The 13,158-nt window shown below is 59.1% G+C and carries 12 protein-coding genes and 1 tRNA gene; 12 read left to right on the forward strand and 1 reads right to left on the reverse strand.

The window, feature by feature from the left end:
• Positions 1 to 42 precede the first annotated feature (42 nt).
• The 3 genes from ABFC66_RS07710 to ABFC66_RS07720 all read left to right on the forward strand — a co-directional run bounded on the left by ABFC66_RS07710 (position 43) and on the right by ABFC66_RS07720 (position 2,258).
• The gene (locus tag ABFC66_RS07710; RefSeq protein ID WP_346740367.1) at positions 43 to 1,062 is read left to right on the forward strand and encodes a DUF2804 domain-containing protein; all 1,020 of its coding nucleotides are present in this window, start codon (positions 43 to 45) and stop codon (positions 1,060 to 1,062) included.
• Positions 1,063 to 1,256: 194 nt separating this feature from the next.
• On the forward strand, positions 1,257 to 2,015 hold the full coding sequence (locus ABFC66_RS07715) for a Stf0 family sulfotransferase (protein WP_346740368.1): 759 nt from the start codon (positions 1,257 to 1,259) through the stop codon (positions 2,013 to 2,015).
• A gap of 169 nt (positions 2,016 to 2,184) precedes the next feature.
• Positions 2,185 to 2,258: transfer RNA gene (locus tag ABFC66_RS07720), tRNA-Gly, on the forward strand.
• A gap of 115 nt (positions 2,259 to 2,373) precedes the next feature.
• Here ABFC66_RS07720 and ABFC66_RS07725 read toward each other — a convergent pair.
• Complete coding sequence (locus ABFC66_RS07725) at positions 2,374 to 2,655, reverse strand: hypothetical protein (RefSeq protein ID WP_346740369.1); 282 nt, start codon at positions 2,653 to 2,655, stop codon at positions 2,374 to 2,376.
• Between the two features lie 424 nt (positions 2,656 to 3,079).
• Between ABFC66_RS07725 and ABFC66_RS07730 the strand changes: the two genes are divergently transcribed.
• From ABFC66_RS07730 to ABFC66_RS07770, 9 genes are all read left to right on the forward strand, one after another.
• The gene (locus ABFC66_RS07730; protein ID WP_346740370.1) at positions 3,080 to 3,715 is read left to right on the forward strand and encodes a nucleoside deaminase; all 636 of its coding nucleotides are present in this window, start codon (positions 3,080 to 3,082) and stop codon (positions 3,713 to 3,715) included.
• A 41-nt stretch (positions 3,716 to 3,756) separates the two neighbouring features.
• A complete protein-coding gene (locus tag ABFC66_RS07735) occupies positions 3,757 to 4,461 on the forward strand; it encodes a class I SAM-dependent methyltransferase (protein ID WP_346740371.1) in 705 nt (234 codons plus the stop codon).
• A gap of 285 nt (positions 4,462 to 4,746) precedes the next feature.
• Positions 4,747 to 5,571 carry a hypothetical protein gene (locus ABFC66_RS07740; protein WP_346740372.1) on the forward strand — a complete coding sequence of 275 codons (825 nt, stop codon included), beginning with the start codon at positions 4,747 to 4,749 and terminating at the stop codon, positions 5,569 to 5,571.
• A 98-nt stretch (positions 5,572 to 5,669) separates the two neighbouring features.
• Positions 5,670 to 6,497, forward strand: coding sequence for an outer membrane beta-barrel protein (locus tag ABFC66_RS07745; RefSeq protein ID WP_346740373.1), 828 nt, complete (start codon positions 5,670 to 5,672; stop codon positions 6,495 to 6,497).
• Positions 6,498 to 6,560: 63 nt separating this feature from the next.
• Entirely contained in the window at positions 6,561 to 8,654 is a 2,094-nt protein-coding gene (locus ABFC66_RS07750; protein WP_346740374.1) for a hypothetical protein, read from the forward strand.
• A 108-nt stretch (positions 8,655 to 8,762) separates the two neighbouring features.
• Positions 8,763 to 9,137 carry a hypothetical protein gene (locus tag ABFC66_RS07755; protein ID WP_346740375.1) on the forward strand — a complete coding sequence of 125 codons (375 nt, stop codon included), beginning with the start codon at positions 8,763 to 8,765 and terminating at the stop codon, positions 9,135 to 9,137.
• A gap of 66 nt (positions 9,138 to 9,203) precedes the next feature.
• On the forward strand, positions 9,204 to 10,661 hold the full coding sequence (locus ABFC66_RS07760) for a CsgG/HfaB family protein (protein WP_346740376.1): 1,458 nt from the start codon (positions 9,204 to 9,206) through the stop codon (positions 10,659 to 10,661).
• Between the two features lie 79 nt (positions 10,662 to 10,740).
• The gene (locus ABFC66_RS07765; RefSeq protein ID WP_346740377.1) at positions 10,741 to 11,355 is read left to right on the forward strand and encodes an invasion associated locus B family protein; all 615 of its coding nucleotides are present in this window, start codon (positions 10,741 to 10,743) and stop codon (positions 11,353 to 11,355) included.
• Between the two features lie 203 nt (positions 11,356 to 11,558).
• Positions 11,559 to 13,064, forward strand: a complete 1,506-nt coding sequence (locus ABFC66_RS07770; protein ID WP_346740378.1) for a tetratricopeptide repeat protein — start codon at positions 11,559 to 11,561, stop codon at positions 13,062 to 13,064.
• Positions 13,065 to 13,158: the final 94 nt, after the last annotated feature.

The raw sequence follows: 13,158 nt of genomic DNA on the forward strand, positions 1-13,158 counted from the left end.
GAGAGCTTCGATAGACTGTCAAAAAGCACTGGGGGGGGTGACATGCAGCACGAATTGACGGCGGGAGAGCTACTGGACGATCGGGGGCGCCTGCGTGAGGCCGGTTTCGCCAGAAGCGAGGTCAAGCGCTATCGGCGGCGCGCTATCGGCGCATCGCGTCTCCGGATCAAGGAGTGGAATTATTACTGCGCCCTGAACGACAGCTATGGAATTGCGCTGACGGTCGCGGACAACGGCTACATGGGTCTGCTCTCCGTTTCATGGCTCGACTTCGCGACGCCGAAGACCAGCACCGAGAGCATCATGATCCCCTTTCCGATGGGACGTATGGCGTTGCCTGAAAGTGCGGATGCCGGCGACATCGTGCAGCACCATCCGAAGATGTCGATCGCCTTCCGTCATGAACCGGGCGGACGGCGCATCGGCATTGATTGTCCGGGATTCGGCGGAGGCAAGGGGCTCAAGGGCGAGTTGCGCCTGTCGCAGCCGCCGATGGATCGCATGGTCATCGCGACGCCGTTTCCGCGTGCGCCGCGCGCTTTCTATTATAACCAGAAGATCAACTGCATGCCCGTTGAGGGCGAGGTGACGATGGGCGGGGAGAGCTTCCGTTTCGAGCCCGCGTCCGCGTTCGGCGTCCTCGACTGGGGTCGCGGCGTCTGGACCTATGACAATACCTGGTATTGGGGCTCGGCCTCCGGTCTCGTCGGCGGGCGTCCCTTCGGGTTCAATATCGGCTATGGCTTCGGTGACACGTCGGCGGCCACCGAGAACATGGTCTTTCTCGACGGGCATGCGCACAAGCTTACCGACATAGCCTTTCATATCCCGGCCGGCACCTATGATGGTGCGCCCTGGACCTTTACGAGCAGCGACGGGCGCTTCGAGATGGAGTTCGCGCCTGTCATTGACCGTAGTGCCGTATTCGATCTCAAGTTTCTGCGCTCGATTCAGCATCAGGTCTTCGGCCGGTTTACCGGCTTCGTGATCCTCGATGATGGAAGCAGGCTTGAGGTGAAGGATCTGCTCGGCTTCGCGGAGGAGGTCGAGAACCGCTGGTAGCGATGACGTGGCGGCGGCCCTGCACGTTGACTTGAAAGCGGTGTTGGGATTTTCTTGTTTTAAACGAGCCTGTCCTCTTGGGCGGCCGGTCCGAATTTCAGTTCTTTGCTCAGCATCGTTTTCTGAGCCGCAAATTAGTTATGTGCCGCCGTTTTTCAGAAAGTGCATAGGGACTGCCGGAGCATTTTAGCGACATGTTGGGCCAGAAAACCGCCGAAGAACTCTTTATCGAGCCTCTCGCCGAACTGGAAAGCCGGCCGTCTCGCCCATGGCCGCCGACGAAGAAAATCGCGATTTTCTCCATCCAGAGAAGCGGGTCGACACATTTCTGCAACCTTCTGGGCAGCAGCAATGAGTTCGGCGAGCCGCGCGAGTGGCTCAATCAGCGGGCGCTCGATCTCTATCTCAAGAGCAGGAACATCAAGCACCTGCACTTCCCCGACTTCTTGCGGGACGTGTTGTTCAAGACCACGACGCCCAACGGCGTGTTCTCGATAAACGTCCAGATGAACCAGTATATTCATTGGCGGGAAAGGGGCTTCGATCTTCTGTCGATCGGGTTTGACAAGGTGTTCTATCTCCAAAGAAGAGACAGGATCGCGCAAGCCTTCTCATTCACGAAGGCGCTTGCCACCGACCAGTGGATGGCGCATCAGGCGCCGAAGCGCGAGGTTCCGCCAGCTGCCATCGAGAATTCCCTGATCCTTCACGCGCTATATTCCTTCAGCAAATGGGAGGAATATTACAACCGCCATGTGGCGCACTGCGTCGACAGGACGTACTTCTACGAAGACCTCGTGGAGGATGCGGGCATCGTTCAATCGGTATTTCGCGAATGTGGCTTGGAATGCCGCGAGCCTGAGAAGCTGAGCAGCTCAGTCAAAGTGCAGCGTACGGATGAAGACGATTTGAGGATTCGGCAATTCAGGAACTACCTCCTGGGAGCGGAGTGAGCCAAGGGGCGCCTTCCGGCCTGGGCCAATCTTGCGGGGAGAAAGACCTCTGAGGCTCCAGGGCACGTGACCCCGCCGACCGCCCCGGTCAGAAGAATGCCGGTGTTTGCCCCTGCCGCGTGTGCAACCCCTTGCGCTGATATCGGCCATCGGGCTAAACAGACGGCGCGCGGGTGTAGCTCAATGGTAGAGCAGAAGCTTCCCAAGCTTACGACGAGGGTTCGATTCCCTTCACCCGCTCCATTTGCCGGCTTTGTCGACTATTTTTGGACTCTGGCAGGCAGAAGAATCCGCCTCGCCAGGCCGGTCATGCGCCGAATGGCTGCTGGCGGGGGCATTTGCCCCTGGGCGAAGGCCCTCATTTGATCATGTAGATATATGCGGTGCTGACGCCATACTTGCTGGCGAGGTCGGCAACCTTCGCGCCCTTCTTGCGTGCCGCAAGAATGGACTTTCGCATTTCCGCCGCCTCCGCGCGCGTGCGTTTCGCGCGCTTGCGCCGGCCTTGACCCTTTGCCGGCTTTGAGGCTTTCGCCTTTTTCTGCTGACGCTTCTCCGCCGCATCGGACTGCTTCAGCAACTTCTCGACCTGAAGAACGATCTTGGCGAGTTGGGTCTTCTGCCGTTTTGAGAGCAACAATTTACTGATCCCTGTAGATAGCGCACTAATATGAAGAATATGCACAATGTACGTGGAAAGTCATTCCGCGTCCCAGCTTTTTGAAAGTGTGTGGATGCATTTCCTCTAAATTCTCAGCACTCGGTCGAGTAATCGCATTGCGTAAATCTTTCGCAAGGCGTCTGGTGGGGCTGTAACGGATACGAAATTCGGTACGATCTCTTGTTGATGCGACGCAGGCCGCCGATCAATGATCGTCCGGAAGGACCTATTCGCGGCGCCGGATCGAGTAACCTTGATTATGTGCGTTACTGTTATCTGCGTCGAAGTCATGAAGTAAATTGTTAGTTGTAACAGCGCTGATGTGAAGCCCGTGAGCCAACCTGGCGAAGAGAGAGAGCCCTCGAGGCTGTTTGAGACGCTCTCGGAGCCTTGGAAGGCCGCCGTGCAGCAGGCATGGCTGGCATGCCGGGCACATAGTTTGCCCATCGGGGCGGTATTGGCCGACCGAACGGGACGCGTCATTGCCGGTGGGCACAACCTGCGCCTATCGGATCACTCGGCGCATCCCCTGGCGGGAAGCGCCGTCGCACATGCTGAAATCATCACTTTAGGTGCGGTGAAGCATAAGAGCGGCCTCAACAACTACGTGCTCTACACAACGCTTGAGCCTTGCCCGATGTGCGCCGGCGCCATTCGGATGGCCGGTATCGGTCGTGTGTGCTTCGCCTCCAGAGACCCGTTCGCCGGCGGAATGAATCTGTTCGATACGAGCCATTTCATGCGAGGGCACCCTTGCGAGATCGAGCCGCCCAAATCCGCATTGCTCGAGGAATTGCTGATCGCACTGCTGGTCGAGCGGCTTATCAAGCTCGCGCCGCAGGGGGTAGGGCAATCGGTCAGCAGGTGGTCGGAAGTCTCGCCGCGTGCCGTGGCGTTTGGCCAGTGGCTGGCGCAGCGCGGTATCGTCGATGACATGTGCAGCAAGAATCTTTCTGCCGAGACATCGATGGGGATTCTGGAGCAACTTTATCCGAAGGTATTGAAGCCGACGGATGCCTGGTCGAGTGACGGCCAATGAGCGCAGCCTCGCCGTAACCGGCGGGGAGCCGAGGGGGCTGAATGACAACCGACTACAACGAGATTGCCGAACAGTTCTCAGCCAACGTCGACCGGATGCCGGGCAACCGGCTCTACGAGCGCCCCGCGACGATCGCGCTGCTGCCGCCGCTCAAGGACATCGACGTTCTCGATGCAGGCTGCGGCAGCGGCTTCTACACCGACTACGCCATCAAGGCCGGGGCGCGGGTGGTGGCCTTCGACCCCTCGCAGGGAATGATCGATCAGGCGCTCGCGCGACTGGGGGATGCGCGTTGCGAGCTTCATTGCTGCCAGTCTTCCGAACTTCGCACGGCGATCGGAGACCGGAAGTTTGATCTCATACTGTCGAATCTCGTCATGCACTATGTGCGGGACCTGGCCCCCGAGTTTCGTTATCTGGCCGCCGCGCTTAAGCCCGATGGCAAAATCATCGTTTCGATGAAGCACCCGATAATTCACACCGCCCATGTAATGAAATTTGGATATCGCTGGGTCGGCCTCGTCAGCCTGAACTGGCCATGGGCGGGCGGACCGGTGAACCATGTGCAGCGCCCTCTCGGAGAGATCACGTCTGCGATCTATGATGCAGGGCTTTCCATCGAACGCATGGTCGAGGCCGAGCCGTTGCCTGAAATGGAACGCGTCGATCCCTCGGGCTATTTTTTCGCGAAGCGCTTTCCCTTCTTTATCCATTTCGTTTTGACGCATCGCCGCTTTGCGGAGTAGCAGGGAAAAATAATTGCTGTACAGACGAAAGCGCCATCCCTCCCTCTTTGGCACATTGAATGGTGAGCGGGTTCACCGTTCAATGTGCCCGTGGGTTCGCTGGTGCAATATTTTTCCATGACGCTTCGCACCCGGACGGGGTGTCGACTTGTATCAATTTGGATGCATCCACGCGAACGCTGAGCGCTAAAATCTGATACTTCGAATCCAGCCGGATGAGCGGAAGGCTCATACGGGATGCCGTGGTTCTCCGCGGATTTGGAATTTCGGAGGGGATTTTCCAGCATGTCGCGCGTCGCAAGCCAACCCGCACCAGCGCAGGATCCCATCGTCGCCAGCGTCGCTGCAGCGTTGAGCGGTGTATCCGGCGTGACTGCGGTCGCCGTCGGCGGCTCGCGTGCCATCGGTACGGCGGATGCGGGCTCCGACTATGACATCATCGCGTTCGAGAGCCGGCTTGGAGCGATAAATAAGGAGCAGCTGAATGCAGCAGCGTCCCGTCTGGCCGGTCCAGGGGTTGCGCTGTCGCCCAATGGCAATCTGGTGAACCTCACCATATCGGGGCAGAAGGTAGAGATCCTTGTCCGCTCTCTCGACGTCATTGCGGGTGAGATAGAAGCGGCGAGGCAGGGCATCTTCAAGCGAACCCTCCATCCGCTGCACCCGATCGGCTATCTCACGACCATCATCATCAGCTATGTCGTCTACGCGCTGCCGGTCCACGATCCGGAGCATGTGCTGCGAGATCTCATTCGGAGGGCGACGCCCTATCCCGAAATGCTGCGTTCACGAATGATTTCGACGTTTCGTACGGAGGCAGAATTCGCGTTGATTCACGCATCGAAGGTTCGCTCGCCACTCGATCTGCCTTATCTGACGGCGCTTTACGCGCAGGCCATCGCCTGCTGGCAGCTCATGCTCTTTGCGATCAATCGCCGGTATCCGGTCATCGACAAGGGCGGCATGCGTCTCATCATGGGTATGCCGCAGCATCCGCAGAACTTCCAGTTCCGCACGATGAAGATGCTCAGAGACATCGCCTCGGAGGATCTACAGACCGCACGCACGGATGCGGTGAAGCTGCATCGTGAAATCATCGCTTTCAGGTAATTGCGACAGCTTTCGTGCGTTCAGGAACCAAAGGCCTCTGTGTCAGTTTGGTCGATTAAGGATAGCGGTTGCTCTCGAATTGGAATGGTTGCGCCTCGATGATTGACGGCTTCGAGGGGCATATTTTCCAAGACAAAATTCTATCTTCTGGGGGATTTATGAAATTTCGTTTTACGGTGGTGCTCGCGGCCCTCGCTGCCTTGATCTCTCTGCCGGCCTTCGCCGCGGAAGAGCAGGGCGAGGTGAGCGGTACTGCCCAGGTCGATATCCTGCACGGACCGGGCTACTACGTGACGGGCGCGGGCGGCTGGAGCTGGCTGTCATACGATCCATCGAAGCACTACGACGATATCAACGAGGATAGTCGCGACGTCGGCGTCTACGATTTCAACTTCGACAATTCCTGGATCATTTCCGGCGCGATCGGCACCCGGCTGTTCTACGACATCCTCAAGGAGGGTGATGACCTGCGGGGCGAACTCGAGCTCGCTTACGCGAAATACGATCTTTCCTCCATCACTGCGACGGGCAGCGAAGGTCCGGCGGATATCTGGCCGACAGACAGTGAGCCGTATGTCGATCACTATGGCAGCTTGTCCGGCGATGTCTCTGTCGTGACCCTGCTTGCCAACTTCTGGTACGACCTGCCCATCGAAGGTCCGGTTGTGCCTTATGCGGGCGGCGGTCTTGGTATCGCCTGGGTCGATTACTCCGTGGCCGGAACCGGGGGGAATACCGGTCGGACGTCAATCGACGGCAGCAAGAACGAAACCGATTTTGCATATCAGCTGGGTTTGGGCGTCAGGGCACCGCTCGGGGACAGCGTGAGTGTCGATGTTGGCTATCGTTGGAGATCCATTCTGATGAGCGGAGACGCGAATCTGAACTCCAACAACCTGCTTATCGGGTTGTCTCTGCATTTCTGAAATCAACTGGGAACGGGGCGAGGCTGATGCGGCCTCGTCCAAATTTAGAAGGGTAGGCAAATCATGAATAGATCTAAGGCGCTATTCCTCGGCGTCGCTACCGTGGCTCTGATGAGTGGTAGAGCTTACGCGGCGAATGTCGAGTTCTTCCAGGGCCCCAATCCGATCGATGGCGTGTACTTCAACCAGTACATCGACAACTATCTGGTCGCGTTCACCGATAACTCCTATTCGGTGCATACGCCGATCTTCGGAGCTGACGCGTTCGGTTCGCAGCAGGGCGCGAACTTCCTGGATACCACCGGGTCGCTCTCCTCTCCGCTGCTCGTTTCGACGACCGTGGACTATGTGGACAATGTCCTCGGCCTCGAAGCGGCGATCGCTGTCAACCAGGACTTCAACACCTTCGGCTCCTACAACTACGCCTATATCTATCAGGGCGTTTCGAACGAAATCGCCGCGGTGACGAACTGGGGCGATGCGGCCGGCGGCGGCACGCAGTACGGCAGCAACCTCGTCAATGGCGCCTTCCTGAAGACGGACATCACGCCCTATGTCGACGGCAACACCGTCTATAACGGCGTGACTGACATCTATCAGCAGCTCTACCAGGGCACGCCTGTCGGTCCCTTCACCTATGGCGACGTCTATTCGTTCCATCAGACGGTGACGAACTTCCAGGTTGCTGCGGCGCTCAACGGAGGCAGCGCGGTGATCGATGGGCATGTGCCCGCGACGCAGGCTGACGTTGACGCGGCTCTGGCGGCGGATCCGACTTCGACGCTTCAGGTTGGCGATCCGATCAACTCGGTTCAGTATGCGGCCAACTCGGTCAACGCGGCTGGCGTTGCCGGTCTCGACGGCATGCCGATCTCCGTCAATCTCTATCAAGAGTTCTATCTGGGCGACCCGTACGCGTTTAGCGTCGGACCGTACACCAACACCTATGCCCAGATGTGGTCGCAGAACTTCGCCGGCGCGTACTCGCCGAACGGTCTGCCGAACCTTCCTGCTGGCGATCCGAAGGTTACCGGCATCGACCAGGTGGCCCTGGCTTCCATCAACACCGCGACGCTTTCGAGCGGCACGGAGAGCGGCAACTTCGAAGTCGGCAATGTTACTGTCGAAGCGAAGTCGAACCTCTATGGTGGCGGCAATATCTTCGGCGGCGGCAACATCTTCGGCTTCGCCAGCGGCTCCTACGCGAACCAGTATGCCTTCTTCAATGGTTCGTCGCCGTACACCTCCAATATGATCCTCGCGACGACCGATCCTGAGGTCTGGAACAACGCGTATTCGAACGGCTACGTCTATTTCAATAACTTCGACAATGGCAATCTGTTCAACCACATTCCGGCCGGCAACGTCACCGGTGTGGGCAATGTCGATATTTCCGACGATTCGCAGTATCTGCGCACCGTCGTGAACACCCTTGCGGTCGACAACCCGGCGACGGGCAATGTCAGCGATCCTGTTCCCAATGACGGCACGTTGTCGCTCGCGGGAACTTTCTCGCAGGTCGTGACCGACTATCAGCAGATCTGGTGGTCGAGCTACTACCAGAACTACAACGGCTGGAACACGGCCCTCGCTCTGACCGACAACGGCGTCGCCAAGATCGATGGACTTGACCAGACGAATGTCACCGTCCTGAACTCGATTGCGGCCGGCGACATCACCACGACGGTCGGCGGTATCGACCAGGCGGCGCAGGATTACGCCATCTGGGCTGTCAACACCGCCGAGGCTTCCGGCACGACGGCAAAGGTCGACAACGTGACGCAGCAAGGGTCGCTGTCGGTTAACTCGATCTCCGCAGGCGTCCTCAACGGCGATACGGAGCTGACGGTCAACCAGGTGTCGCATAACCCCGGCGGCGATAATGATCTGTTTGTCATTAACGCGGCCTATGCCGATGGTGACAAGACTGCGTCCATGAACAATGTGTCGCAGCTGGCCTTGAGCTCGGTCAATACGATCACGGCTGCGGGCGTGAGCGGACTGGCGACGATCAATCAGGTCTCGGACAGCACCGATCAGATCCTGACCAACTCGATCTACGCCTACGGCAGTGCTTCGACCGCCATCAACGGCGCGTCGCAGGCTGCGATCAACCGCATCAACACGATTACCGCGACGGTTCCCACCGTCGAGTAATGCACGCGGTTGTTTGACGATAACCGGGAGGGGCAATCCAGCCCCTCCCAACTCTCTTGAGAGGTCCCAAGCATGCGTTCTTATCGGCGATTGCCTCAGCTTCTTGTCATGGCGGGCGTTTTGTTTTGTGCCGCGCAGGCGCGCGCGGACGAAGATGGGTTCTCTCGGCCCTATGTGCTTTCATTTAAGCTGAACACGGAAGCGTCCAAGCTCAGCAAGGAAGCGCTGCGTTTCAACTATTGGAACGCGAACAGAAACAGCCTTGGAGCGGGCGCAGGCACGTCCAAGACCGACCAGCAATCCAACACGAACATGAATAACGTGGTTCAGATCAACAACACGATCGTTCTGAACGGCGACAACAACAACGTTACCTTCGATGGCGGCAAGGTTGTCGATCCGACTCAGACGTCGACAGACACGTCGCAATCCGGAACCAACCAGCGAGATCTGACGCTCAATCCCGATCCCTTGAATCCGTAATACGCATAGCAGGTTGCGAACAGTCGGCTTCGCCTCGGGAGCGCGACACAAAAGTGGGGTTAATCTATGTCCGGCGCTATTCGCAGGTTTATCGCAGTGTCCTCTGTGGGCGCACTGGCTCTCGCTCAGGCCGCATGCGCCGTGCCCGACGCGGCACAGAAGATCAACGAGGAAGCGAAGGTTATGGAGGGGCCCGCGCCGCGCGCGACCTTCACGCCGATGGACACCAATCTACGATGTGTCGCCCATCACATTCCGCCGGGACTTGATCTGCGCCTCGCTGTGAACGATCTGACGGATGGATCGGGCGCGCAGGCGAGCGGCGATGCACATTCTACGATCCTCACGCAGCGCCCGGACATGATGTTCGTGATCGCGCTGGCCAAGACGGGCGTTCGGCTCGTCAACCGTAATTCCACCGCCGTCGCCGAATGGGAAATGAAGCGCGCGATGGACAAGCAGCTCGGCGAAGGCAAGCTTGTTTCGGTCCAGGGCAAGGAGTTCGCCTATCGTCCGGTCACTGCGGGCACGATCGTCGGCTCGACCCACTTCGTTTCAGGTGCGCTGACCGAATTGAACTGGAGCATCAAGTCCGACGTTGCCGAGGCAGGTGTCGGGGGTCTCACCGCCGGTAGCCGGAAGTACTACATCAGCGTCGGCGCCGACCTGATGCTGACGAACACCAAGACGACCGAACTCGTGATGGCGCGCTCCTACTCCAAGCAGATCGTGGGCAGCGAATTGTCCGCAGGCCTGTTCCGCTTCTTCGAGATGGGTGGCGGCACCAACTGGGGTCCCAAGGAAATCTTTGAATTCAATCTGGGCTCGCAGGCCAACGAGCCGGTTCAGGCCGCCGTGCGCTGGCTGCTCGAGCTCGCGGCCTACGATATGGTTTCGGAACTGACCGGCGCGGACAAATATTGCGACACGCCGGAGCTGAGGGCCGAACTCGGCAAGGAGCAGATCCGGGCCGAGAACGCGGCGCTCACAGGTAACTCGTTGCCGACGGCAATGAACGAAGCTGCGCCTGTGGTCACGGTTGGGCCGCAAACGAACGCCGCGCCTGTTGGCTTTGTTTCGCCCGCGCAGACGGTGGCGGCGCCGGCGGCTGCGCCCGCGCCTGTCGCTGCAGCAACCTCGCAGGCAGCAGCTCCCGCTCCCGCCGAAAAGCAGGCCGCTGCTCCCGCTCCGGCGGAGAAGCAGGCCGCCTTGCCGCCGCCCGCCGAGAAACAGGCGTCGACTCCGGCGGTGACGGCAACCGAAAGCAGCGCGTCGACGTCCTCGCTACCTTCCGAGGAGCAGCCGTTGACGACCCCGGATATGCCTCAGCAGGTTGTGACGTCGAGTTCCTCGACCCCGGACGATTCCTCGTCGACGCCGGTGGTCCAGAGTTCGCTATCCTCAACGCAGCCTCTTAGCAATTCCAGCGGCTCGACGAGTGCTACGCCGGTGAATCTGAAGACGACCAAGCCTGGCACGTATCAGTTCAAGGCGGCGGATTCCTATCATTGGTTCGATAACTGACGCGACTTCGAGCCGGGCGCTGCGGCGAGCAGATGCGGGCTCGAATACCCGGGGTTTCGGGGGGACACGGGGAGTAGGTATGCTTTTTTCCTGCAGGGCCGTTGCGGCCGCTAGTGCGCTGTTCTTTTTGCTCTCCGCTGCTGTCGCGAATGCAGAGGTTGGCGTTCTCAACGACCCGCCGCCGGCTCCGCCGGCGGCAAAGGCTGAGGCGCCGAAGCCGGCAAAGAAGCCTGCGGCAAAGAAGCCGGCCGCCAAAAAGGTGGCCGCTCAATCAAAGAAGCCATTGCATGTCGAGAGCTTCGGCGACTGGAAAGTCGTTTGCCCGACCAAGGAGAAAAAGTCGTGCTTCGCGCGCATTCTCCTTGTCGACCAGGAAAAACGTCAACCGGCCGTTTCCTGGTTTGTGGCTCAGCGGGCCGATGGCAAGGGCGCGATGTCGTTTCTGAACGTGCCTCTCGGCGTGCTTCTGCCTGCCGGGGTGACCGTGGAAGTCAAGGACAAGCCGCGCAAATACCCGTTCACCAGATGCACGCCTCAAGGGTGTAATGCGCTTTTCCCGATGGACCCGGATCTGGTATCGCGGCTTTCGACGATGAATACCGTGTCGGTGACAGTCATCGGTCCGAACACGCGAGCCCTTGCTTACACGGTCTCCCTGAAGGGCTTTGGCGACGCGATGAAGCGGATCGAGTGATCTCCGGCACGGCGGCGATGTATCGGCTTGAAGAGCGGGACGAGATAATCATCCCGCTCTTTTTCCATCTGGCGGCGCTACGCCTCTATCGGCGCTAGCGGGAGTGGAGCGCCTTCGCTAATTTAAACAGCTGACTAACCGGTGAGGCGGATATTCGGTGGAGCGGCCTGTTCGGTCGCGCTCCATGAGGCGAGGGGAATTGGATGGCTGTTCGGGGCGATCTTGAGCTGACCAGCAAATTCAGCCGCGGCCTTGAGCTCTCCAGGCAGGGGCAGCTGAAGGAAGCGAATGTGCTGCTGTTCGATGTCCTGAGAGCGACGCCGAACAATCCGGGCGCGCTCTACCTTCTCGGCAGTAATCTCGTCAAGATGCGCATGTTCGAACCGGCCTGTCGCGTCTTGACCGATGCAACGCGGCTCAGTCCCGGAAATCCCGACGCGCATCTCGATCTGTCATTCGCGTTAAACGCACTTGGTCGTCCCGCGGATGCGCTCGTTTGTTGTGACACGGCTCTCAGAATTGCGCCGCAAAATCCGGCAGCACACATGCAACGGGCCATGTTGCTTCTGTCACAGCTTCGGCACGAGGAGGCCGTTCGTGCCTTCGATCAGGTGGTCGCACTGGCGCCCCAGTTTGCAGACGCGCACTATAACCGCGCGAAGGCTCTCACGACGCTGAACAGGATCGAGGAGGCTGTCGAGAGCTACGACAAGGCTATCGCCGCGAAGCCGCCCTACATCAATGCGCAGGCGGGCAAGGGTACCTGTCTGTTATCGCTTGGCCGATTTGAAGAGGGTCTTCCGCTATACGAGCTCAGGCCCAGTCTGCGGAAGCTGACGGCAGCGCGCGTTTATAAGCAGCCGCGATTGACCGGCGATGCCGATATCTCTGGCAAGACGCTTTTTATCTATCACGAGCACCTGCTTGGCGACACGATTCAGTTCTGTCGGTATGTCAGGCTTGCGGAAGCACGCGGCGCGCGGGTCATCCTTTCGATCCAGAATTGCCTTCATCGTTTCATAAGGACGCTCAGCCCCACGATCGAGCTTTTCGACGAGGGGCAAGCGCCGGCCCAGTTTGATTATCACTCCCCGCTCATGAGCCTGCCGTTGGTCTGGCGCACGACCGCAAGCACCATCCCGGCTGAAGTTCCATATCTGCGCGCCGAACCCGAACGCGTCGCGAAGTGGCGACGGCGCATCGGCGATCACGGATTCAAGATTGGCGTCAGCTGGTGTGGAAGCCCGATCGCGATAGAGGAGCATCGCGTCTTTCCGATTGCGGCGCTTGCCAAGGTCTCGGCAATGCCGGGCGTGCGCTTGATCAGCCTGCAGAAGAACGAAGGGATTGAGCAGTTAAGGAATTTGCCGAAGGGAATGCGGGTGGAGACATTGGGCGATGATTTCGACTCTGGGCCCGATGCCTTCATCGATACTGCTGCGGTCGCCGAACACCTGGACCTCATCATCACGCTGGACAGCTCGCTTGCCCATGTTGGCGGCGCTCTGGCCCGGCCGACCTGGGTTGTGCTCAAACATTCGCCGGATTGGCGGTGGCGGATGAAGGGCGGCGATTGTTCGTGGTATCCGACGCTCAGGCTTTTCCGGCAGGCCCATCTGGGCGATTGGACATCTGCCATATCGGCAGTCGAGCAGGCGCTAACCCGTCTGGATGTGTCGGCTCATCAGTTTGCGGACAAGGGCGGATAGCAGGCGAAGGCTTCTACATATCAAAAGGTGAGGAAAGGTATGCCGCTCAGGCGGTCGGTGTAGGGATAATCTGGCGGCGTCATATTTTACAGAT

This window comes from Parvibaculum sp. (assembly GCF_039680535.1).
Lineage (GTDB): Bacteria > Pseudomonadota > Alphaproteobacteria > Parvibaculales > Parvibaculaceae > Parvibaculum.